This window comes from Actinoplanes sp. NPDC049265, assembly GCF_043197135.1.
Lineage (GTDB): Bacteria > Actinomycetota > Actinomycetes > Mycobacteriales > Micromonosporaceae > Actinoplanes.
On record NZ_JBICSP010000012.1, the window covers coordinates 231,444 to 252,370 of the forward strand.

Below are 20,927 nucleotides of genomic sequence, written 5' to 3' on the forward strand. Positions count from 1 at the left end.
CGGGAGCCGACATGTCCAACTACGCCGAGTCCGCCAAGGACCTCGACAGTTACATCTCCGCGCGGGTGCCGATCATCGGCGTACGCAGCATCGAGCAGACCCGGGCGCTGCGCCTGGTCAAGGAGATGGCCGCCACCCCCCGCCGGGCCAGCCTGCCGTTCTGGGTCTACACCCGGGCCACCGGCCTGCGGGACCTGCGCACCAACGCTCCGGCCCAGGACGACCGATCGCTGACCGGGGCGATGGACTTCGCGGCGCAGCAGTTCACCGGCCGGGCCCAGGCCACCGTGGTCTTCGTCGACCCCGAGGACCTCAGCGACGACAACACGGCCAGCCGCCACGTCGCCGAGCTGGCCCGGCTGGCCGACGACAACTCGGGCAGCATCATCGTGATCACCGACTCCCCGCTGTGGAGCGGGCTGGAACGGCTCGGCATGAGCGTCCAGCTCGACCTGCCCGACTCCGGGGAGATGTACGAGGTGATCGTCGACTTCCTGCGCGACCACCACAACGTCGTCCCGATCGCCTGGACCGAGCAGGACGCGCGCCGGGCGGCCGAGTTCCTGGTCGGTGTGCCCGAGGGCACCGCCATCAACGTGATGGCCACCCTGGTCGCGAAGGGCTCGGTCGAGACCGGTGACGTCGAGCGCCTGGCCGAGTTCAAGGACAAGCACTTCGGGGCGCTGGCCGGTCTCGAGCGGGTGAAGCTCAAGCCGTCCGACAGCCAGGTCGGCGGGCTCTCCAGCCTGCGCGACTGGCTCGGCCGTAAGCGCCGCATCATGGCGTCCGACCTGCGCGGCACCGAGTTGCGGCCGCCTCGCGGCGTGCTGCTGGTCGGCGTGCCAGGGTGCGGGAAGTCGCTGTCGGCCAAGGCGATCTCGGCCGAGTGGCGCCTGCCGCTCTACCGCCTCGACCTCGGCGCGATCCTCGGCCAGTACGTGGGTCAGTCCGAGGGCCGGCTCCGCGAGGCGCTCGACACGGCCGACCGGGCGGCGCCCTGCGTCCTCTGGATCGACGAGATCGAGAAGGGACTGGCTGGGCAGAACGACAGCACCGGGGTCAGCCGGCGGCTGGTCGGGCAGTTCCTGTTCTGGCTGCAGGAGTCTCGTCATCGGGTGTTCGTGGTCGCCACCAGCAACGACGTCCGGTCGCTGCCGCCCGAGCTGCTCCGCAAGGGCCGCTTCGACGAGCTGTTCTTCGTCGATCTGCCCGACCCGGCCGACCGCCACGAGATCATCGAGATGTACCACCGGCGCTACCTGCGGCACGAGCCGGCCCCGGAGCTGGTGGACAAGCTGATCGGGCTGTCCGAGGGTTTCGCCGGGTCGGACATCGAGTCGGCGCTGCACGAGGTCGGCGAGCACCTGTTCCTCAACGGCCCGGACAGCCTGCGGCCCGAGCTGGTGATCGACACGTTCACCAACACGTTCCCGCTGAGCCGCACCAACCCGGAGCAGATCGAGGAGATCCGGGCCTGGGGCCGGGACCGGGCCGTCCCGGCCGGCAAGGCGCCGGCCTCGGCCGACTCGGGCCCGGGGTCGCCGCGCAGCCGCCGCGTCGTCGTCTACGGGGACTGACCGATGAGCGACCCGCAGCCGGGCGGCCTCTGGAACCCGTCCGCGTTCTTGACCGGCAACCAGCAACCGGCCCCCTCGACGCCGCCGTCCGACCCACCGCCGCCCGATCCCCAGCCCACCTACGATCCGGCGCCGCCGCCCGATCCGGCTTCCCCCTCGTACCCGCCGCCACCGCCGCTCTACTACCCCGCGCCCTCGGCCGAGACCCCGGTTCCACCGGTCGCGCCGCCACCGGGCCGGCACCGGCGCATCGGCCGCCCGCCGCTGGTGGCCGCCGTGGTGGTCGTGACCGGGCTGATCGTCGCCGGGCTGGTGTTCGCCCTCGGCGACGGCGACCACCCGCAGGCCGAGGCCGGGTCGGCCGGTGACGCACCGATCACCTACCAGCCCGAACCGGCGACGACCCCGCCACCGGTGCCCGATCCGCCGGTGGAGCAGACGACCGATCCGGCGGCCCAGGCTGTGGCCGAGCTCGAACGGATGAACGCCGAGGACCTGCCTTCGGTCGAGTTCGACGGTCAGTACGCCGCCCAGCTCGCCTCGAAGTACCCGGGCATCGAGGACCCGCTGCAGACGACGGAGAGCGGCTCACACACCTTCGAGGCCGCCGACATCCTCGACGAACATCTCCGGCTACGCCGTACCCACGGCTCCGACGACCATCCGGTGATCCTGCTCAAGAGCACCGACTACGGGAAGCGTCAGCGGGTCGGTACGCACTTCCTCTGGGTCACGTTCGCGGTCGGCGACTTCCCGGACCGGCGGTCGGTGGCCGACTGGTGTGCCGGCCAGTTCACCAGCCTCGGCCGCGACGAGCTGGCCAACCAGTGTGCCGTACGCACGCTGCGGCCCACGTCGTGACCGGCGACGTGCCGCCCTGGGCCCGACCGCGCGAGAGCCCCGCGGAACCGGTCGTGATCCGCCGGGTCCGGCCGGAGAAGCGGACCGAGGAAGATGTCGTCCGGGGCCCCGCCGCCGGGCCGCCGCCGGGCCGGAGACCCCCGGTGGCGACGCCGCCCGAGCCCGGAGCGGAGCCCGGGGACGTGCGCCGCGACCCGTACGTCGGCCTGATCACCAGCCCGGTGACGGTCACCCCGGCGAGCGGCGGCGACCGCACCTCGCCGGGCGTCGTCGCGGTGGCCATGAGCGCGGTCATCGCCCTGTTCGCGGTGGCGGCCACCGCGCTGGCCGGCCGGGCCGGCGCCGTCGTGCTCGGTCTCGGTGCCGGCGCGCCGATCCTCTGTGTCGCCACGGTCGCGGTCGCCCGGCGGCTGGCGGCCCGGGGTGGGTTGACGTCGGAGTGCCGGTTCACCGTGCGATCGGAGGCCGGCCGCTCGGACACCTACGTGCTGCGCGGCGCCGCCCGTACCGCCCTGCTGCGGACCGGCGACCTCGTGCGGATCCGGCCCGGCCGGCCCGGTCTGGCCTGGTTGGTCGAGGTGCCGGACCGTCGGGTCGAGGTGCTGGCCCGGAGGGTCGAGGTGCTGGCCGGCCCGGACGGCCCGGTCGTCCGCCGGTTCACCGCCCGGTCGGCGGCTACGGCCGGTCAGTGGCTCGGCCTCGTCCTGTCGGCGGCCCTGCTCGTTCTCACCCTCTCCATCCTGATCGGCGCCTTCTGACGCCGGCCGGATCGATCGCGAAAGGCGCGGCACGTGCGAAAGTTCCTGCTCTGGTCGGCCACCATGTGCGTCGGCGGGGCCACGCTGATGGCGGCGATGGCGATGTCCACGGGCGACTCCGGCGCCTTCCTCGCCGGGGTCCTGGTCTGGCTGGTCGCGCTGGGCATCGGCCTGGTGCTGAGCGCGCCCGCGTTCCTCGACCCGCCGGACAGCCCCGGCGGCCTGTGGTCGTTCCGGGTCCCGGTCGCGGTGTGGCTCTTCCTGATGCTGGTCAAGCTGACCTCGTGGATCGGCTTCTACATCCTGCTCGGCGCCTGGTCGCTGATCTTCCGGATCCGCAACCAGCACGGCGCCGCCCGGCCCACCTTCGCCGGCCCGCCGCCGGCACCGGCTCACCCGCCGGCCCAAGCGGCGCACTCACCGGCCTATCCGGCGCACCCCTCCGCCTATCCGGCTCAGCCCTCGGCCGATCCGGCGCGGTCGCCGGGCTATCCGATTCAGCCGTCGGGGTATCCGGCGCGGTCGCCGGGCCATCCGATTCAGCCGTCGGGGTATCCGGCGTATGCGGGGCCGAGTCCGGCCCGTGCCGGGGGCCCGGTCCTGCCGCAGGCGTCGTGGCAGAACGACCCGACCGGCCGCTACCAGCGCCGGTGGTGGGACGGCCACCGCTGGACCGACCGGGTCACGACCGGCGGTTACCAGGCCGTCGACCCGCTCTGAGGCGGGCCGGCACCGGCCGGTGTTGGATGGCCGACCCGGCGATTCGGCCAATGCCCTACTTGTAGCCGGTTCGGGCCGGCGGCAGACCCCACCATCGGGTCCTCAGACCTTGGAGGAACCGATGAAGCATCTGCCCCCGTTGGTCGGCCGGGATCGTGAGCTGCGGCAATTCGTCACTCTGGCCGGTCGGGCCCGGCCCGGCCGACCAGTCCTGCTCGTCGTCGACGGGCCGCCGGAGGCCGGCCGGGACCGGTTGCTGGCCGAGATGGCCGCGGCCGGGCTACGGCTCGGCGCCTCGGTGGTGACCGGCCGCGGATGTGTCGTCGTCACCGACCGGCCGGTGGAACAGCCCGGCCTGGCCGAGCCCGACCGGCTCGCGGCGGCGGCCGGGCTGCTGGTGGTGACGACCGGGGCGCCGGTGTTCGATCGGATCACCGCCGACGTGCACCGGATCCGGCTCGGGCCGCTGCCGCCGGGCGACGTCCGGCGGCTGGTCGCCGGCCTGGCCGGGGCGAGGCCGGGCGACCGCCTGCTCGACCTGGTCCGGGTGGCGGCGGGGCGGCCGGGCGCGATCGTGCGCCTGCTCGACGAGCTCCGGGCCGAGGGCCTGCTCCTGGTCAGCGGCGGGATCGCCGGAACCGTCGCGGTCCGGCTGCCCGATGCCACCCGGCGGCGGCTGGCCGACCGGTTCGCGGCACTGTCCCCCTCGGCCCGCCACGTGGTGCAGGCGGCGACCACGCTGCCGTCGCCGATCCCACCGGACCGGCTCAGCGGGCTGGTCGGCCGGGACCTGATCGCGCTGGTGCCCGACCTCGAGGAGATCCTCGACGCCGGCATCTTCGTCAGCTCCGGTGCCTCCCTGTCGTTCAGCCACGATCTGGTCCGCCCGATCGTCGAGGAGTCGATGCCCCGGGCGGTGGTCGCCGCCCTCCGCGACGCCGGCCGGCCGAAACCGGGCGCCCGCCGCCACCGGCGGACCACGGCCGCGGTGGACGAGCGGCACCGCCCGGCCACGGACGGCTGGAGCCTGCTGTCCGACCGCGAGCTCGAGATCTCCGAGCTGGTCGGGCAGGCGCTGACCAACCGGCAGATCGCCAACCGCCTGGGCCGCTCACCGCACACCGTCAACTACCACCTGCGCCAGATCTTCCGGAAGCTCGGGCTGGCGTCGCGGGTCGAGCTGGCGTCACGACTGCGGAGCCGGCCCGAGAGCGGTCAGCAGGACACGGCGACGGCACGATGACGGTAGAGCCAGTCGAGGGCCGCCGGCGGAGTCCGGGCGATCGCCCGGTCCCGCCGCCGCTGCTCGGCGCCGTCCGGGAGGTGATGTCCGGCCAGGCCGGCCCGGGACGCCTCGACGACCCGGGTGACGCGCTCACGGCGTACCCGGTCGAAGGTGGTGAAGGGGTCGGCGTGACCGGCGCAACCGGCCAGCGTCACCGCGTCCTCGATCGCCTGGGCCGCGCCCTGCGCGGCGAAGGGCAGCATCGCGTGCGCGGCGTCGCCGATGAGCACGACCCGCCCGCGGTGCCAGCGGCCGCCGCCCGTGCCCTCGACCAGCTCACGGCGGTCGAACCGGGCGGCCGCGTCGATCAGCCCGCGCACCGCCGGATGCCAGCCGGTGAGACCCGCCGGCCGGCCGTCGGCGGGTTCGGCCGGCGCCGGGGCCACGACCACCAGGTTGACGGAACGGCCACCGTCGATCGGGTACGCGACGCAGTGCCGGGCCGGCCCCAGCCAGACCACGACCCGGTCGGTGACGACGAACGGCCGGGCCACGGCGGCCGGCAGCACCGCGCGGAAGGCGACCCAGCCGCTGGGCTCCGGCCGGTCCGGCGTCACCGCGGCGCGGACCACCGAACGCAGGCCGTCCGCGCCGACCACGGCGTCGGCCCGGATGGTGCTGCCGTCGGCGAAGGTCAGCACCCCGTCCGCGCCGGCCGCGGTACACCTCCGGCCGGACCGCACGACGCCCGGCCCGGTCGCGTCGTGCAGGGCCCGGATCAGCGAGCCGCGCCGCACCGTCAGGTAGGGCGCGCCGTAGCCGCCCAGGTCGGTGCGGCCGATCACCGTGTCGTCACGCCAGCGGCGCAGCTCCCGGCCGACCGGCCGCACCGCGTCCGGCAGGACCACGCCCAGATCGTGCAGCACGGCTGTCGCGTTCGGGGACAGCTGGAGGCCGGCGCCGTCGCCGGGCCGGCGCTGGTGCCGCTCGTACACGGCGCATTCGATGTTCCGGCGGGCCAGAGCGATGGCGGTGACGAGACCACCGACGCCCGCGCCGACTATCGCGACCTTCCGCACGGCCGATCCCTTCAGTAGTAGCGGAGTGCCCGGTCCCAGTCCTCGCCCGCGGCGAAGAGGCCACGCGGCTTCATCACCTCGGGCCCGGCCGTCAGCACCCGGGCCGGTACCAGGGCGCCGGGCGGCATCGCCTCGACCCGTACGTCGATGTCGAAGGCGCCGCCGACGGCCGCGGTGAGCTCCTTGACCGCGGCGGCACCGTGCTCCGGGGCGACCTCGATCTGCACGTCCAGCCCGGATCCCTGCTCGCGGGCCCGCCAGAACAGCACGCCGTACTCCGGTGGAAGCCGGAACACCACGTCCTCCAGCCCGACCGTGGTCAGGCCGCCCGGGCCGGCGAACCGGCCCAGCACCCGGACGACCGGCAGCCGCCAACCGCACGGGCAGTCCCGCCAGGTGACCTCGACCCGGTCGCCGATGTGATAGCGCAGCAGCGGCATCGCCTCCCGGAACAGCGGTGTCACCACCAGTTCGCCGGTGCCCTCGGTGCTGATCCGGCCGGTCGCCGGGTCGTACACCTCGAAGATCGCGCGGTCGGCCCACAGGTGCAGGTGGCCGTGCGGGCAGGCGCCGGCCAGCCCACCGGTCTCGCTCGCGCCGTACTCCTCGACCACCGGGGCGCCCCAGAGCCGGGCGATCCGGTCGCGGCGGGCCGGGCTCAGCGGTTCGCCGGAGACGAGCAGCGCGCGCAGGGCCGGGAAGTCGCGCTCGGGGCGCAGACCGGCGTGTCCGGCCGCGGCCGCCCAGAGCAGCGTGTCGGTCGGGAGCGACCAGGTCAGCGTCACGTCCAGGTCGTGGATCAGACGGACCACTTTCGCGTACGGGGTGGCCAGCGACCGGTTGTCGGCCGGCACCACCGTCGCGCCCCGGGCCAGGGCGGCCTGGTGTGCGACGTGACCGGTGAGCATCAGGGCGTACGGGGTACGGACCAGGAAGGTGTCCGCCGGCCGGATGTCCACCCGGGTCCGGGCGTACCGGTCGATCAGCTCGGCCCAGTCCCCGGCGGTGTAGTAGGACGACGTCGGCGTCCCGGTGCTGCCGCTGGACTCGTGGTAGGTGGCCAGCCGGGACCGGTCCACCGCGAGCATCCCGAACGGGTACGCGTCGCGCAGGTCGTCCTTGCCGGTGAGCGGATATCGGGCCAGCTCGGCCCGGTCGGCCGGCACACCGTCACGGCGCCGCCGATAGAACGGCGAGCGGCCGGCCGCCGCCAGCGCGGCCGGCAGCAGCGCGTCCTGCCGGGCGATCAGCCCGGCGAAGCTGTCCCACTCCCCGATCCGGCGGGTGGCCGGCGGCGCGTCAGAGCTCATGGCAGAGCTCGTCGATCGGGTAGCCGACGTGGCGTTCCCGGCCCGGCAGGTAGCCGAGGATCTCGTCGCCCGGCCCGAGTTCGGTCGAGTTGAGCACCACCCCGCCCGGCCCGAGCACCCGGACGTGCCAGTCGTCCTGCACGATCAGGTTGAGGCGCTCGCCGCCGGGCGCGACCGCGTCGATCGCGAGCAGCGGCCGCGTCTCGATCTTGACCCGGCCGACCGTCACCGGCCGGGTCCGCCCGTCCGCGCGGACCGCCAGCACTGTCGCGCCGGCCCGCAGCTCGCACAGGTACCGGGTGCGCTCGTGGTCGGCCATCGTGTAGGACATGACGGCTCCGGCGTTGACCCGGAACGGCCGCATCGGCATGTACGGCAGGGGGTGCGTCTCGCTGACGCAGAGCACCAGCCCCCGGGACCGCGATCCGACCAGGATCCCCTCGTCCGGGTTCAGGTACGAGCAGGTGTCCACACAGGCCCGTTCGCCCGCGCCGACGTGTCGCACCTCGGTGACGGTCAGCGTGACCAGGTTCAGGTCGGGCGACTGGGTCCGGACCACCTCGGTGAGCTTGGTGGCGTCGCCGGGGCCGCCGGGTCGCAGCATGACACCGTCCGGCCCGCGCTCCAGCACGGTCAGGTGCACGGCCGCCTCGTCGATCGAGCCGACCTCGGTGATGATCCGGCCGTCCGCGCCGTCGGCCGCCGCCAGCACGATCTCCAGGGGTATGTGCGTGGGGTCGTGAAACTTGAGCACGGTGAGCTCGTCGCGACGGACCCGCTCGCACGCCCGCCGCAGGCTCTCCGCGTCGACCACGTCCACCCGGCTGCCGAACCGGACACCGGGGCGGGCGGCGGCGAGCCGGGCCGGGTCACCGTGCCGTTCCGGGTCGACCAGCACCAGGTCGGCCTGGCCCACCTCGGCCGGCAGGTCGGCCGAGGTCACGGCCAGGACCCGGGACACGGTCGGGGGCAGCCCGGCCAGATCGGCCGGATCGTCGGCGACGATCGCGTCGAACCGGAGGTGCACGGCCTCCTCGGCCGCCTCCCGCCGCCACGCGCCGGCCTCACGCAGGTCCAGCCAGCACTGGCGGCCTGACGTCCCGGCGCTCATCGGACGGCCACCGGGGCGCGGTCGTGCACGATCGTGGCCAGCCGGCGGACCATGGCCGCCGGGTCGGCGGCGGTGAACACCGCGCGTCCGACCGCGACCCCGGCCGCACCGGCCCGCATCGCCGCCGCCATCCGGCCCAGGACCGCGTCCGGATCGGGCCGCGGCACCCCGCCGGCCGCCAGCACCGGCACGCCGGCCTGGGCCAGGATCCGTGCGGTGGCCTCCTCGTCGTCCGGCAGCGCGGTCTTGACCAGGTCGGCGCCCAGCTCCGCGGCGACCTGGACGGCGTGCGCGACCAGGGCCGGCGCCCGGCCGTCGCGGACGGCCGGGCCGCGCACGTACATCATCGCCAGCAGCGGCACCGACCAGCGGTCGCAGGCCTCGGCCACGCCGGCCAGGTGGGCGATCTGCGCCGCCTCGGTCAGCGAGGCGGCGTTCACCTGCAGGCTGACGCCGTGGGCGCCGAGCCGCAGCGCCTCCTCGACGGTGGCCACCGGGAACTTGGCGTCCGGGTCGGCCGCCATCGTGGTGCTCGCGTTGAGCTGCACGATCAGCCCGAGCTCACGGAACCGGCCGGGGCGGATCCGCCGGGCCGCGCCCTTGTGCACCACGACGGAGTCGGCACCGTGCTCGGCCAGCCGTTCCACCAGCGAGTCGAGATCGCCGCCGATGCCCAGCGGGCCGGTGGTCACGGCGTGGTCGAGCGGCACCAGGAGCAGGCCCGAGCCGCCGCGCCGGGCCAGACCGCTCAGCCGTAGCCGCCGCCCGAACGATTCGTTTCCGTACATCACAACACCTCATTTCTCAAGTCGTATTGCACAGTTGCCGGGCCGACGTTATCGGCGTCGACTCCGGGTGCTCCACTGCTTGAATGAGCAGCGGTCGTGACAATTTCGATAAAGCCCAGGTCAACGCCGATCCATCGGGCCGGCGGCCAATTGCGCTGCTCGAACGAGTAGTTGCGCGTCATCGCCCGGACGGATGACTATTCGTTGTCCCGCAAGGGCTCCGGCCGACCCGAACGCACTGCGTACCCTCGGGCGGCCCGTTGGACAATCCGCGCTCGGTGCGCCGACTTACGTTCTGTGATAGACATGGATTCGGCTTGATATCGCGCCGCCACGGGGGATCCGGCGACAACCGACGACGAGCAGAATCGGTAAATGGAGATCACCTCGGGAAATGCACGGTCATGAGCTGGCGTCTGTACGGCCGTGAGCCGGAGATCGCGATGCTGACCCGGATCCTGGACGACACCGCGGCCGGCGCCGGCGGCCGGCACGTGCTGACCGGCCCGGCCGGCATCGGCAAGTCGCGGCTCCTGCACCACGCCATCGATCTCGCCACCGAGCGCGGCATCACGGTCGCCGCCCGGGAGGCGTTCACTTATGACCGCGCGGTGCCGCTGATCACCCTGGCCGGCGCCCTGCGCGACAGCGCGCCACCGGCCACCGAGTTCGCCTGGCTGGCCCAGCTCGCGCCGCACGAGAAGCCGCCGCCGGCACCGTTCCCGCCCGGCGAGCGGCAGCGGACCGACCCGGCGCCGGTCGACCCGCTCGGCACCCTGCACCGGCTGCGGGAGTCGCTGGAGCGGGCCGCCTCCGACCGCCCCCTGCTGATCGTCATCGACGACGCACAGTGGATCGACGAGCTCAGCGCGCTCGCCATCCGGGAACTGCTGCCGGCGCTCGCCTCCACCCCGGTGCGCTGGCTCTTCGGCTATCGCCCGGCCGGCGCCGAGGACGACCGGGACACCGCCGGGCGGCAGCTGATGCGCTGGCTGCAGCGCAACGACACCGCGCCGATCCGCCTCGAACCGCTCCGCGAGGAGGCCATCGCCCGGCTCAGCGCGGACGTGGTCGGCGCCGCCGTGGACAACACCGTTGTCGCGCTCGCGGTCTCCTGCCTCGGCAACCCGCTGCGGACCGAGCAACTACTCAAGGCCCTGACCACGACCGGGCAGCTGGTCGTGGCCGGCGGTCACGGCTCGGTGGTCGGCGACGACCTGCCGTCCAGCTTCGTCGAGTCGGTCCGCGAGGTCCTCGGCTCGGTGTCCGAGCCGGCCCAGTGGGTGCTGCGCACGGCGTCGGTGTTCGGCCGGCCGTTCGGCTTCGACGAGCTGTCCCGGCTCTCCGGCAAACCGGCCGCCGAGCTCTATCCGCTGATCGGCGAGGCGATGGCCGAGTTCCTGGTCGAGGACACCCTGGGCGGTCTCGTCTTCGCGCACGACCTGGTCCGGCAGGCGGTGTACAGCACGCTGCACCGGCCGGTCCGCGAACAACTGCACCGCGAGGTCGCGGTGATCACCTCGGACACCGGCCGGCCCGCCCTCGAGGTGGCCGAACACCAGCTCGAGAGCGGCCGGGCGGGCGCGTCGGACACGGTCCGGATGGTCCGCTCGATGGCGCGCGAGATGGCCCGGGCCGCACCCGGCGCCGCCGCCGACGTCATGCTGCGGGCACTGGACCTGGTGCCCAAGGACGACCCCGAACGGCCCCCGCTGATCGCCGACACCGTCGGCCTGCTGGCGTCGGCGGCCCGCCTGACCGAGGCCCGGGAACTGGGCACCGAGGCGCTCGCGGCCGGGCTCAGCCCCGAGGCCGAGGCGACGTTGCTGGTCGGCCTGGCCGAGGCGTGCAAGCACGGCGGGCTGAACCGGATGTCGGTCTCGTACGCCGACGACGCCCTGCGGCACGACGGCCTCTCCCCCGGCGTCCAGGCCCGGCTGCACGCCGTCCGCGCCCACGCCCTGTGCTATCTCGGCGACCTGGCCGGCGCCGACGACTCCGGCGCCCGCTCGGACGCCCTGGGCCGCAGCAGCGGCGAGTACGGCGCCGCGGTGTTCGGCCGGTCCGGACGCAGCCTGGTCGCGTTCGCCGAGGGCCGGCTGGCCGACTCGCTGGCCCACGCCCGCGCGGCCACCGACCTGGCCGACGAGCGCGGCGGCGAGGCGGTGCACCGGCACCCGCGGATCTGGCTGAGCGCCGCGCTGATCGCCCTCGACCGCTTCGACGAGGCCGAACAGGTGATCCGGGCCGGGCGGCGGGAGTCCGACCGCTCCGGCTCGGCCTGGGCCGACCCGCTCTGGCATCACTTCCAGACCGCCCTGCTGCACGCCCGGGGCCGGCTCGAGGAGGCGATGGCCGAGGCCGAGTCCGGTCTGGCCGTGGCCGAGCAGCACGACGCCAACGCGTTGGCCATGCCGCTGCTGGGCATGTCGCTGCGGCTGGCCGTGCTGCGCGGTGACCTGGACGCCGCCGGTGGTTATCTCGATCGGGTCCGCCGGCTGGCCGCCGACGGGGTGACAGCGGTGCCCGAGGACGTGCTGTGGGCCGAGGCCGTCCTGCTCGACGCGACCGACGGCCGAGCGGCGGCGTACGCCCTGCTCCGTGACTTCTACGCGTTGCTGCCGGCGCGTCCGTCGCTGCTCGCCTCCGACCCGGCCGCGGCGGCCGAACTGGTCCGTATCGCCGCCGGCCGGGGCGACCGCGGCACGGCGGCCCGGGTCGTCCGGGTCGCCGGCGACCTCGCCGCGCGGAACCCCGGCTCGCACGCGGCTGCCGGGGCCGCGGCCCACGCATCCGGCCTGCTCGACGGCGACCTCGACGCGTTGCGCCGGGCGGCCGACGAGTTCCGGCGGGCCGGCCGTCCGCTGGCCCGGGCGGCCGCGCTCGAGGACGCGGCGGTGCTGGGCCGGGCCACGGCGAACGACCGGCTCGACCGGGAGGTCCGTTCCTGGGGCCAGGAGGCGTTGTCCATTGTGGTCGAGCTCGGGGCCGAGCAGCCCCGGCGGCGGCTCGAAGAGATGCTCGCGGCCTGGGGCACCCCCGCGCCGGAGCCGGTCCCCGCCCCCACGCCGTGCCTTCCGGCGCTCTCGCCGGCCGAGCGCCGGGTCGCCCGCGAGGTCGGCGCCGGCCGGACCAACATCGAGGTGGCCGAGCGGCTGATCATCTCCAAGCACACTGTGGACGCCCATCTGCGAAACATCTTCGCCAAGCTCGGGATCCGGCGCCGCGCCGAGCTGGCCGCGATCGTCGCCCGCGAGTGCCCGCCAACCACGTGAACACGTGATGTACGGGCGACTCTCCGGCGGACGAACATGGCAGGGTGCCCACCGCATCCCGTCTCACGTCCCGTACCCCGGTGCTTCTCGCCGGGGCCGGCGTCTCCGGTTCGCTGACGGCTCTGGAGCTCGCCCGGCATGGCGTACCGAGCATGGTGGTGGAGCGTTCCGGCGGCCCGGGCCGGTTCCCCGACCTGCTGCTGCTCAGCGGGCGCAGCATGGAGCTGCTGCGGCGGCTCGGCCTGAACGCGGAACTGCGCGCGGCCGGGACCGACCCGGCCCGCCCGGTCGACATCGTCTGGAGCACCGGGCTCGACCGGCCGCCGATCGTGGCCTGGCGGATGCCACCGGTCGCCGAGCTGTGGGCGGCCGCCGGCACCGGCGACGGCACCACCTCGATCGAGCCGTACCTGGTCATCTCCGGCCCGGAGCTGAGCGCCCGATTACGCCGGGCCGTGCTCGACCACCCGCTGATCGACCTGCGTACCCGCTGGACCCTCACCGACCTGCGCGTCGAGACCGACACCGTGTTGGCCACCGTGATCGCCGCCGAGTCGGGCGCCCGGCAGATCGTCGAGGCGGCCTACCTGGCCGGCTGCGACGGCGCCGACAGCACCGTCCGGCGGTGCGCGGGCCTCGCCCTCGATCCGGTCGGCCCGGCCTACCCGCACCTGAGCGTCTACTTCCGTAACGCGTCACTGGCCGGCCGGTGGGAGCGGCCCGCCGCCGTGATCACCGGCGACCTGACCGTGGTCGCGGGGTACGACGGTGACCTGTGCGTGGCGCACCTGCCGCTGACGGCCGGCGCGCAGGCCGTGCTCGGTGATCCGGCCGGCCTGCTGGCCCGGCGGCTGAGCCCGGCCGGGGAACCGTCCGAGGTCGTGGCCGTGGTCGAGCGGGGCGGCGAGCCGGCGGTCGCCCGCTCGTACCGCCGGGGCCGGGTCTTCCTGGCCGGATCGGCCGCGCACCAGGCGGTACTGCCCGGCGACGACGTCGACTCCTGTGTCGGCGACGCGATCGACCTGGGCTGGCGGTTGGCCGGCGCGGTGCGGGGCTGGGCCGGCGAGGCGGTGCTGGCGGAATACGCGGTCGAGCGCCGCGGGCACGCGCTGCGCGAGCGGGAACAGGCCGGCCGGGCGCGGCGTACGCGGGTCGAGCTGCTGAGCCTGGCCGCGTCCGAGCCCGACCCGGAGGAACTGGCCGAGGCGGTACGAGCGTGGGCGCCACGACTGGACCTGAACCGCACCGGGCCCGCGGATCAGGCCGGCCGGCCCGGATTCCGCCCGCCGGCGTTCCGGCTGCCCGGCGGCGAGGAGCTCTTCGACCGGCTGGGACCGCAGTTCACCCTGGTCGACAGCACGTCCGACCAGCGCGGCTGGCCCCTGGTGACGGCCGCCCGGGAACGCCGGCTCCCGGTCCGTCACCTGCCGGTGGCCGGTGTGCCGACGCCACCGGCCTGGTCCGGCCGGCTCGTGCTGATCCAGCCCGGCCAGCGGGTGGCCTGGTGCGGCGACGACCTGCCGGCCGACTGTGACGACGTGCTCGACCTCGTCACCGGCACCCGGTCCCGTCCGTTGGAGACCCAGGTGTACGAGAACACGTGATGTGCCCGGCCGGTGCCGGCGGGCACGCTCGACGTCTCCCATCGATCTGGATTGGACAGAGGGACGATGTCAACGACGATCAACGCGGATCTCGGATGTGCCACGATCGCCGCCTGGTACACGCGGCTCGCCGAGAACCCCAGCCCGCGCAATACGCACTGGCAGACCAAGGTCATCTACTACCGGGCCGTGGCCGAGCTGCTCGACGCCACCCCCGGCTCGCCGTTGTCCTGGCGGGCGATCGTCGACGCGGCCCGCCCGCGGGGCAGCCGGAGCACGTTCTACGAGGTGGCGGGGCAGCGCGCCCGGCACGGCATGGTCAGCGCGCTGATCGACGAGGGGACGCTGCGCTCGTACGAGATCGCGTTGCGCTACCGCCGGCCGGATCCGATCGAGCAGCTCATCGACGAGACCAAGGTGTGGTCGTTCTGGCCCGACCGGCAGGGGTACGCCGAGCGTCCGACCGAGGCGCGGCTGGTCGGCGCCCTGGCCGGTTGGGCCGGCACGCACCCGCGGCTGGCGGCCGCGAACGCGTACCGGCCGCCCGCGTGCGCCGTCGAGGACCTGACCCTGCTGAACCGGGGGCGGCTGGCCGCGACCCGGGCCGAGAGCATCCTCACCGAGCTGCTGCGGGGCGCGGCGCGCTGAGTCACCACACGCGGTGCTGCTCACCCCACTGCGGCGTGGGTGTCTGCGCGTCCGGTGTCTTGAGCACGTCCTCGGCCACCTTCCGATCGATCGCGTAGGCCACCAGCTCGGCGTTCGGCTGCGGCGGCAGGTCACCACGGCTCGGGCAGAACCACAGGTCGCCGGCCCCGCCGACGCAGGGTCCCAGTGGCCGCATCCGGGCGTCCGGGCCGGGCCGGAACGCGACCACGGTGACCCGCTCCGGATCCACCCCGGGAATAGTGGTGAAACCGCCCGCGGTCCCGCCCCCGGGCACCGCGGCCGTCCGCCCGACCGGAGGCGGCGGGAGCGGCGGTCGGGCCGTCGCGTCGTCGCCCCGGCCCAGCGCCAGACCGCCGAGGAAGGCCGCGCCGAGCAGGCCCGCCAAAGCGGCCGCCAGCACCAGGGGCAGGTAGCGGCCGCGTCCGTCGGCCCGCGGCCGGCGCCACAGCCCGGTGCCGGGCTCACCCGGCCGGCCGGTCCAGCGTTTGACCGCCGCCGCCGGGATCGGGGTTCGCGCGGCCGCCACCGAGCCGCCGATGATGACGGCGAGCTCGTCCGAGGCGCCGGTCCGCACCACCTCCAGGGCGTGTCGTTGCGCCTGCTGGTCGTCGAGGTCCTGCAGGTCGCGCCCGTACGCGGCCTCGGCCAGCCGCAGCAGCGCCTGCCGGAACGTCGTCTCGATCCGCAGCGCCGCGGCTTCCAGGGTCCCCGGGTCGAGCGCCGCCCGCACCAGGTGCCGCCGCCCGGACGGGAGCCGTTCCAGGTCGGCCAGCGCCCGATCGACGTCGGCCGGCGTCCGGGCCGCGCACAGGCCGGCCGCCAGCCGCTGCTCCGCCGTCGGGGAGGCCGCCGGTGGGGGGTCGCGCCGCGCTGCCACCGGCGAGGTGATCGGCGGTGGTGACGGCGGTGACGCCTGCGGCGGCCGGCCCAAGGTGCGGCCGGCGAGCTGCTGGGCCAGTCGCTGGGCGCTCTCCAGGTACGGTCCCGCGGGCGCCGGTTCCTCCACGTCGACGACGGTCCGGCTGACCTCGGCCCGCTCGTACGGCCGCGCCGGCAGGAACAGCAGGTGCGGCGCGAGCTCGACCCCGTCGTCGTGCCGGTCCTCGTAGGTGGAGAAGGTCGGCTCCGGCGGTCCCAGGCCGGTCCGCGCCGCGATCTCGGTCAGCGCCCAGATCATCGCCTTCTTCTGGTCCTCGGGACAGCCGACGACGCTGATCGGCCGGGCCGGGTCGGCCAGCCGGGCGGCCAGGATTCGCACCAGCGTCGCCGTGGCACCCGCCGCTTTCGGGTAGAGGATCCGGTCGGCCTCCGCGGCCGGTTCGGTGATCCGCCCCTCGCCGACCAGCAGCGGCTCCAGCGGCCCGGTGCCGGCCAGGTCGTCGCGCCACCCCTTCCAGAACGACAGCCCGAGCGCGGTCCGGGCGGTGAGCAGCTCGGCCGGCCCGATCAGCGCGTGCGAGTTGTTGCGGCCGGAGGTGACCCCGGTGTTGACCCGGCGCAGCAGCACGGCGTTCCCGTCCGGGAACCGGAAGTAGGAGACCGCGGCGTCCGGGACGGCGGCGCCCGCGACCCGCTGCAGCCGGATGCGCGACTGGAGGCGGTGCAGCCAGCGGCGGTGCTCGTCCGGCCGGCCGAAGGTCTCGGCCAGCACGGTGAGCCGGCCGTCGCGCGGGGACCAGCCGAAGAACACCTGGTCGAGTCGTCGCTGATCGATCTGGCCGGTCATGGCCGACCCACCTTTCCGGCCTCCGGGCCCGCGATCACGCCGGCCATCGCGAGGATCGCGATCAGCGGCGCCAGGACATGGGCGGGCCGGACGCCGCGCGGGAACCGGAAGTCGCCGGTCCGGCCCGTGGGCTCGGCGGGGCTGGCCTCGCCGCCGCTCGCCGAGACGAAATGCAGGGTGCAACGCCGGAACGCGTCGAACGGCCGCAGGGAGCTCGCGGCGCCGGCCCGCTGCAGATACGCGTACGCGTCCCGGCTCTCGGCCCGGATCAGGTCCGCGTCCAGGGCGGGTTCCGGGCCCCGCCGCAGCCACCTGTCGACCGGCGGCGTGTAACGCATCCGGTCCGACTTGGTCACGGCGATGGCGACCGGGATCCGCTCGGCGTTCCCGGCCACACCGAGGAGCCGTTCGACGGCGAGCTCGAACGACCACGCCGGATTGACCGCGCCGTTGGTGCCGTCCTCGGCCGGGTCCTCCATGGCGTGCACGAAGATGACCGCGTTGGCACTGAGCAGGAACCGGGTGGACCGGTTGAGGGCCTCGGTGCTCTCCAGGTCCTCGCCGGCCACGTCGAAGAACAGCACCGGGCGCTCACCGGCCGGCCCGCGGACGAGCAGGATGTCAGCGGCCTCGATCCGGCCGTTCGCCGTGCCGCCGAGCGCGGTGCCCTGCTCGAACGGCGTGACGAAGTCGGCCAGGAAGCTGTTGTGGGCGCGGAAGTCCAGGGCCGACGTACGGATGCCGTACTGGTCCAGCCCGCCCCGGTACGCCTCCCGGATCATCGCCGTGAGCAGGTGGGTCTTCCCGGCCATGGGCGCGCCGACCAGCCCCACGACCAGCGGGTCCCGGTAGTCGGCGTAGGTGGCCGGCAGGTAGTGCGCCGCCATGTCACCGGCCGGGTGCGGGCACTGGATGTAGCCGCCGCGCAGCGCGCCCGCCCGCCGGGCCGGGCCGAGCCGGTTCGGGTCGAGCGGCCGGTACTTGGCCGCGTCCTGGTCGAACACGAGCACCGGGCCCGCCTCCGGCCAGTAGAAGTCGTCCGCGCAGATCGGGCAGCGCACGATCCGGGCACCGTTCGGGACACCGTTGATCATCGTGCGTCCACCCGTCCGGTCAGTAGTTGCCGCCAGCCGCGCCGCCGGGCCGGCGCTCCCTCCGGAGGATGGCCGGGTGGTACGCCACCCTTGCGCCGGCACGCCTCCTCGAACATCCGGTACCCGTCGGCCAGGCCGGCCCCGGGATCGGCCCGGGTCAGCGACGGGACCGTCGCACGCATCCGGGTCAGCAGGTCCGCGGCCGTCGGCCGGCGGTCGACGGGCTGGAAGACGTCGCCCAGCCGCTGGCGCAGCCGTTCCGGGTCACCGCTGAGGTCGGCCGGCGCCGCGACCGCCTGCGGTCCCAGGACCAGCTCCCGGATCAGCACCGCGGCCGACCAGACGTCGTCCCGCGGGTCGGCCGGGCCGGTGCCCCGCACGCGTTCCGGCGACTGCCGCGGACCGATCCCCGACCGCCGCGGCTCACCGGCCGGCTGGGCCGACTCGAAATCGGTCAGCTGCACGACCGAGCCGTTCCACCGCATCGCCTCCAGGCTCAGCGCCCCGTGCACCACGCCGGCCTCGGCGATCGCGTGCAGCGCCCGCAGCATGCCGATCTGGAACAGCCGCTTACGCTCCTGGTCCAGGACCCTCATCGCCTCGGTGGCCGGCTGCCCGGCGTACGGGCGCAGCAGCACGAACGGCTCCTCGACGTCCACGTTGTACCCGGTCAGGACGGGCAGCTCACCGACCCGGCCGCCGTACACCCGGGTCAGGTGGGCCAGCACCCGGATCTCGTTGTCGAGCATGTCGTACAGCCGGTGGTCGCGGCGCCCGGCCTCGATCGGGACCGACTTGCACAGCAGGGGAACGTCACCGGCCGTGGTGACGAGCCGCTGGCGCAGCACCGATCCGGGCGACGCGAACCCGGCGGTGCCGGTCAGGCGCACCCGGCGGCGGCCGCCGTCGAGGTTCCGGCAGATCACCTCGTCCGTGGTCACGGCGTACCACCGTCCCAGCCGTGCCGGATCGACTCCGGCCGCAGCGGCAGCAGCCGCAGCACACCGACCAGTTCGCTGCTGCGGGTCCAGACGACCCCGGGGTCGTCGGCGATCCGCTGGTCGGTGGCGTCGCGCCGGAGCACTTCGAGTAACCCGTGCGGCGCGAACCGGATCATCCGGGGTTCCGCCGCCCGGCTGAGATAGGCCAGCTGACCGTCGTGGCAGAGCTGGGTCAGCTCGTCGCCGGGCTGGCCGGCCAGGGCGGCCCGCCACGCCGGTGAGCGGTTCCAGATCCGGGCCATCAGCTTCTGCCGCAGTCCCGGGTCGGCGTCCGGGCTGAACGGGCTGAGCACGCCGTGCCGGTCGACGTGCTCCCGGTAGTGCTTGAGCAGCCGGCCGAACTCGCGGCGGACGTCGGCGTCGGCGGACCTGTACGGCGCGCCGGCGGCCGACCAGACCGGGCCCAGCGCGGTCCGGCCCAGGTCGACCAGGTCACCCCGGACCACCTGGAACAACTCCGGCAGGGCGACCACCGGCAGCGCGTCGGTGTCCTCGGCCGGACGGGGCCGGGGCGGCGGGAACAGGTCGGCGGCCTGTGCGTCGAGGACCTCCCCGATCGCCTGTACGCCGTCCGCGGCCGCCTCGGCCACACCGGCGATCGCGCGGCGGCGGCGCATCGGCTGCCACTCGGTCACGCACGCCTCCGCCGCGGCGTCGTCCATGGTGGTCACCGCGGCCCGCAGCCGGGCGAGCGGCAGCCGGGTGCTCCAGTCGCGGACGGCGGCACGCCAGGCGCGTACCGCCACGACGACCGCGGTCAGCATGAGGAGGCCGAGCAGGGCCATCGGGTAGGGCGGGCGCGGCGGATCCAGGTTCTGGCGCAGCGCGTATCCGGCCGCGACCCCGAGCAGGCCGCTCAGCCCGTACGTCAGGAAGGCCCCGCGCGCCGAACGGCCGAAACCCTGCTCCCCGGCCGCGAGCGGGCGGCGGGCCAGCAGCACCCACCCGGCGACGGTCCAGACCAGCGTCAGCAGCAGCCCCATCGGCAGCCAGTCGGTGCCCGGCCCGCTGAGCAGCACCACCGCCAGACACGTGAGGGCGATCAGCGGCAGCGTCCACAGGCTCAGCGGCCGGCGCGGGAACTTCGGCAGCGCGCCCGGCGACGCCGGCAGTGCGCGGACCCGCTCCTGCACGGCGCTGACCCCCTGCGGCGCGCTGTGCGCCGCGGCCGCCCGCAACTCGGCCGCCAGCTCCGGAAACGTCACGTCCTGACCCAGCCGCCGGTCGACCAGCTCGTGCAGGCCGGTCAGGATCTCCGGCTCGCGGGCGGGCTGCGGCTCGGCCACCCCGTGCGCGCGGACCTCGGTCAGCGGCGGCCGGCCCTCCTCGATGTGCCCGTCCATGTCGCCGAGCAACTGGTCGAGCCCGGCCTGGTACGCACCGGTGGCCCGGGCCGACTCGCGCATCGAGGCGCCGACGACGGCGGTCGGCCGGTTCGGGCCGACCAGCGCCCAGCCGGTGCCCAGCTTGCGGACCACCTCGATCAGGTCGTCGACCCGCCGCCGGGCGTCCCGGGCGTGGCCGGCGATCGGCCGGGCCAGCAACGGCCCGGCCGGGTCGTGCTCGGCGTCGACCCGGCGGGCGGCCGCCGGCAGCGCCGGTGAGCCGCCCTCGCCGGGCTCGCACAGCGACCGGGCGGCGGCCGCCGCGACCTCGCCGGCCGCCGTGCCGCCGGCCGCGCCGTGAGCCAGGCGGACCGCCGGGCCGACGACCGAGCCCGGCATCTCGGCCGCGGCGGCCAGCACCGCGTCGAACACCTCGGTCACCCGCAGGGCGGCGATCAGGCCGTCGAGCGCCGGTCGCCGCGACTCCGGTACGTGCGGCGCGGCGTGCGGCGCCCAGTCCAGGCCGTGCGGGTCGCCGGCCCACACGACGGCGCCGCGGGCCTCTCCGTCCGGGCGCAGCGCGGCCGGCACGGCCAGGGCCACCCCGTCGACCAGCGTCTCCGGTCCGGCGTCGCCGACAGCCACGCAGATCAGCCCGGACACCGTCGGGCGGCCGATCAGGTCGCGGTAGACGTCGGCGTGCTTGAGGAGCGTCTCGGCCTCGTCGAGGACGAGCATCCGGCCGTCCGGCCGGTCCGGCGGCGAGGTGTCCCGGCGCCGCAGGTCGATCAGCGTCACGCTCAT

Annotated in this window: 17 protein-coding genes; 8 read left to right on the forward strand and 9 right to left on the reverse strand. The window is 75.0% G+C overall.

From position 1 onward, the window contains the following. Positions 1-11 precede the first annotated feature (11 nt). The 5 genes from ACGFIO_RS27375 to ACGFIO_RS27395 all read left to right on the forward strand — a co-directional run bounded on the left by ACGFIO_RS27375 (position 12) and on the right by ACGFIO_RS27395 (position 5,159). Complete coding sequence (locus ACGFIO_RS27375; RefSeq protein WP_392829872.1) at positions 12-1,577, forward strand: ATP-binding protein; 1,566 nt, start codon at positions 12-14, stop codon at positions 1,575-1,577. Between the two features lie 3 nt (positions 1,578-1,580). Further along, on the forward strand, positions 1,581-2,438 hold the full coding sequence (locus ACGFIO_RS27380) for a hypothetical protein (RefSeq protein WP_392829874.1): 858 nt from the start codon (positions 1,581-1,583) through the stop codon (positions 2,436-2,438). Next, entirely contained in the window at positions 2,435-3,196 is a 762-nt protein-coding gene (locus tag ACGFIO_RS27385) for a hypothetical protein (protein WP_392829876.1), read from the forward strand. The genes ACGFIO_RS27380 and ACGFIO_RS27385 overlap by 4 nt, the downstream gene beginning before the upstream one ends. Positions 3,197-3,229: 33 nt before the next feature. Then, the gene (locus ACGFIO_RS27390) at positions 3,230-3,916 is read left to right on the forward strand and encodes a hypothetical protein (protein ID WP_392829877.1); all 687 of its coding nucleotides are present in this window, start codon (positions 3,230-3,232) and stop codon (positions 3,914-3,916) included. A gap of 121 nt (positions 3,917-4,037) precedes the next feature. Beyond that, entirely contained in the window at positions 4,038-5,159 is a 1,122-nt protein-coding gene (locus ACGFIO_RS27395) for a LuxR C-terminal-related transcriptional regulator (RefSeq protein WP_392829879.1), read from the forward strand. Here the strand turns inward: ACGFIO_RS27395 and ACGFIO_RS27400 are convergent. The 5 genes from ACGFIO_RS27400 to ACGFIO_RS27420 are packed head-to-tail and all read right to left on the reverse strand — an operon-like array spanning position 5,132 to position 9,611. After that, positions 5,132-6,220: an FAD-dependent monooxygenase gene (locus ACGFIO_RS27400; RefSeq protein ID WP_392829881.1), complete on the reverse strand. Its 1,089-nt coding sequence runs from the start codon at positions 6,218-6,220 to the stop codon at positions 5,132-5,134. The genes ACGFIO_RS27395 and ACGFIO_RS27400 overlap by 28 nt on opposite strands. Positions 6,221-6,231: 11 nt before the next feature. Beyond that, positions 6,232-7,530 carry an AMP-binding protein gene (locus tag ACGFIO_RS27405; RefSeq protein ID WP_392829882.1) on the reverse strand — a complete coding sequence of 433 codons (1,299 nt, stop codon included), beginning with the start codon at positions 7,528-7,530 and terminating at the stop codon, positions 6,232-6,234. Further along, positions 7,520-8,641, reverse strand: a complete 1,122-nt coding sequence (locus tag ACGFIO_RS27410) for a 3-dehydroquinate synthase II family protein (protein WP_392829884.1) — start codon at positions 8,639-8,641, stop codon at positions 7,520-7,522. The genes ACGFIO_RS27405 and ACGFIO_RS27410 overlap by 11 nt, the downstream gene beginning before the upstream one ends. After that, on the reverse strand, positions 8,638-9,429 hold the full coding sequence (locus ACGFIO_RS27415; protein ID WP_392829885.1) for a 2-amino-3,7-dideoxy-D-threo-hept-6-ulosonate synthase: 792 nt from the start codon (positions 9,427-9,429) through the stop codon (positions 8,638-8,640). The genes ACGFIO_RS27410 and ACGFIO_RS27415 overlap by 4 nt, the downstream gene beginning before the upstream one ends. Further along, a complete protein-coding gene (locus ACGFIO_RS27420) occupies positions 9,429-9,611 on the reverse strand; it encodes a hypothetical protein (RefSeq protein ID WP_392829887.1) in 183 nt (60 codons plus the stop codon). Before ACGFIO_RS27420 ends, ACGFIO_RS27415 begins: the two co-directional genes overlap by 1 nt. A 222-nt stretch (positions 9,612-9,833) precedes the next feature. On the opposite strand from ACGFIO_RS27420, the gene ACGFIO_RS27425 reads away from it, so the two are divergent. The 3 genes from ACGFIO_RS27425 to ACGFIO_RS27435 all read left to right on the forward strand — a co-directional run bounded on the left by ACGFIO_RS27425 (position 9,834) and on the right by ACGFIO_RS27435 (position 14,956). Beyond that, a complete protein-coding gene (locus ACGFIO_RS27425) occupies positions 9,834-12,704 on the forward strand; it encodes an AAA family ATPase (RefSeq protein WP_392829889.1) in 2,871 nt (956 codons plus the stop codon). Positions 12,705-12,748: 44 nt separating this feature from the next. Next, positions 12,749-14,308, forward strand: coding sequence for an FAD-dependent monooxygenase (locus ACGFIO_RS27430; RefSeq protein WP_392829890.1), 1,560 nt, complete (start codon positions 12,749-12,751; stop codon positions 14,306-14,308). A 66-nt stretch (positions 14,309-14,374) separates the two neighbouring features. Then, the gene (locus ACGFIO_RS27435; protein WP_392829892.1) at positions 14,375-14,956 is read left to right on the forward strand and encodes a hypothetical protein; all 582 of its coding nucleotides are present in this window, start codon (positions 14,375-14,377) and stop codon (positions 14,954-14,956) included. Position 14,957: 1 nt separating this feature from the next. Here the strand turns inward: ACGFIO_RS27435 and ACGFIO_RS27440 are convergent, their stop codons facing one another. The 4 genes from ACGFIO_RS27440 to ACGFIO_RS27455 are packed head-to-tail and all read right to left on the reverse strand — an operon-like array spanning position 14,958 to position 20,927. Beyond that, positions 14,958-16,703, reverse strand: a complete 1,746-nt coding sequence (locus ACGFIO_RS27440) for a hypothetical protein (RefSeq protein WP_392829893.1) — start codon at positions 16,701-16,703, stop codon at positions 14,958-14,960. Beyond that, entirely contained in the window at positions 16,700-17,797 is a 1,098-nt protein-coding gene (locus ACGFIO_RS27445) for an ATP-binding protein (protein WP_392829895.1), read from the reverse strand. The genes ACGFIO_RS27440 and ACGFIO_RS27445 overlap by 4 nt, the downstream gene beginning before the upstream one ends. After that, the gene (locus ACGFIO_RS27450; protein WP_392829897.1) at positions 17,794-18,738 is read right to left on the reverse strand and encodes a hypothetical protein; all 945 of its coding nucleotides are present in this window, start codon (positions 18,736-18,738) and stop codon (positions 17,794-17,796) included. The genes ACGFIO_RS27445 and ACGFIO_RS27450 overlap by 4 nt, the downstream gene beginning before the upstream one ends. Then, positions 18,735-20,927 carry a hypothetical protein gene (locus ACGFIO_RS27455; protein WP_392829899.1) on the reverse strand — a complete coding sequence of 731 codons (2,193 nt, stop codon included), beginning with the start codon at positions 20,925-20,927 and terminating at the stop codon, positions 18,735-18,737. The genes ACGFIO_RS27450 and ACGFIO_RS27455 overlap by 4 nt, the downstream gene beginning before the upstream one ends.

Bases quoted from the DNA above. Each gene is read 5' to 3' on its own strand.
- ACGFIO_RS27440 (WP_392829893.1), bottom strand. From the start codon at position 16,703: ATGACCGGCCAGATCGATCAGCGACGACTCGACCAGGTGTTCTTCGGC.
- ACGFIO_RS27405 (WP_392829882.1), bottom strand. From the start codon at position 7,530: ATGAGCTCTGACGCGCCGCCGGCCACCCGCCGGATCGGGGAGTGGGAC.
- ACGFIO_RS27425 (WP_392829889.1), top strand. From the start codon at position 9,834: ATGAGCTGGCGTCTGTACGGCCGTGAGCCGGAGATCGCGATGCTGACC.
- ACGFIO_RS27415 (WP_392829885.1), bottom strand. From the start codon at position 9,429: ATGTACGGAAACGAATCGTTCGGGCGGCGGCTACGGCTGAGCGGTCTG.
- ACGFIO_RS27455 (WP_392829899.1), bottom strand. From the start codon at position 20,927: ATGAGCGTGACGCTGATCGACCTGCGGCGCCGGGACACCTCGCCGCCG.
- ACGFIO_RS27410 (WP_392829884.1), bottom strand. From the start codon at position 8,641: ATGAGCGCCGGGACGTCAGGCCGCCAGTGCTGGCTGGACCTGCGTGAG.
- ACGFIO_RS27375 (WP_392829872.1), top strand. From the start codon at position 12: ATGTCCAACTACGCCGAGTCCGCCAAGGACCTCGACAGTTACATCTCC.
- ACGFIO_RS27380 (WP_392829874.1), top strand. From the start codon at position 1,581: ATGAGCGACCCGCAGCCGGGCGGCCTCTGGAACCCGTCCGCGTTCTTG.
- ACGFIO_RS27445 (WP_392829895.1), bottom strand. From the start codon at position 17,797: ATGATCAACGGTGTCCCGAACGGTGCCCGGATCGTGCGCTGCCCGATC.
- ACGFIO_RS27420 (WP_392829887.1), bottom strand. From the start codon at position 9,611: ATGACGCGCAACTACTCGTTCGAGCAGCGCAATTGGCCGCCGGCCCGA.
- ACGFIO_RS27435 (WP_392829892.1), top strand. From the start codon at position 14,375: ATGTCAACGACGATCAACGCGGATCTCGGATGTGCCACGATCGCCGCC.
- ACGFIO_RS27395 (WP_392829879.1), top strand. From the start codon at position 4,038: ATGAAGCATCTGCCCCCGTTGGTCGGCCGGGATCGTGAGCTGCGGCAA.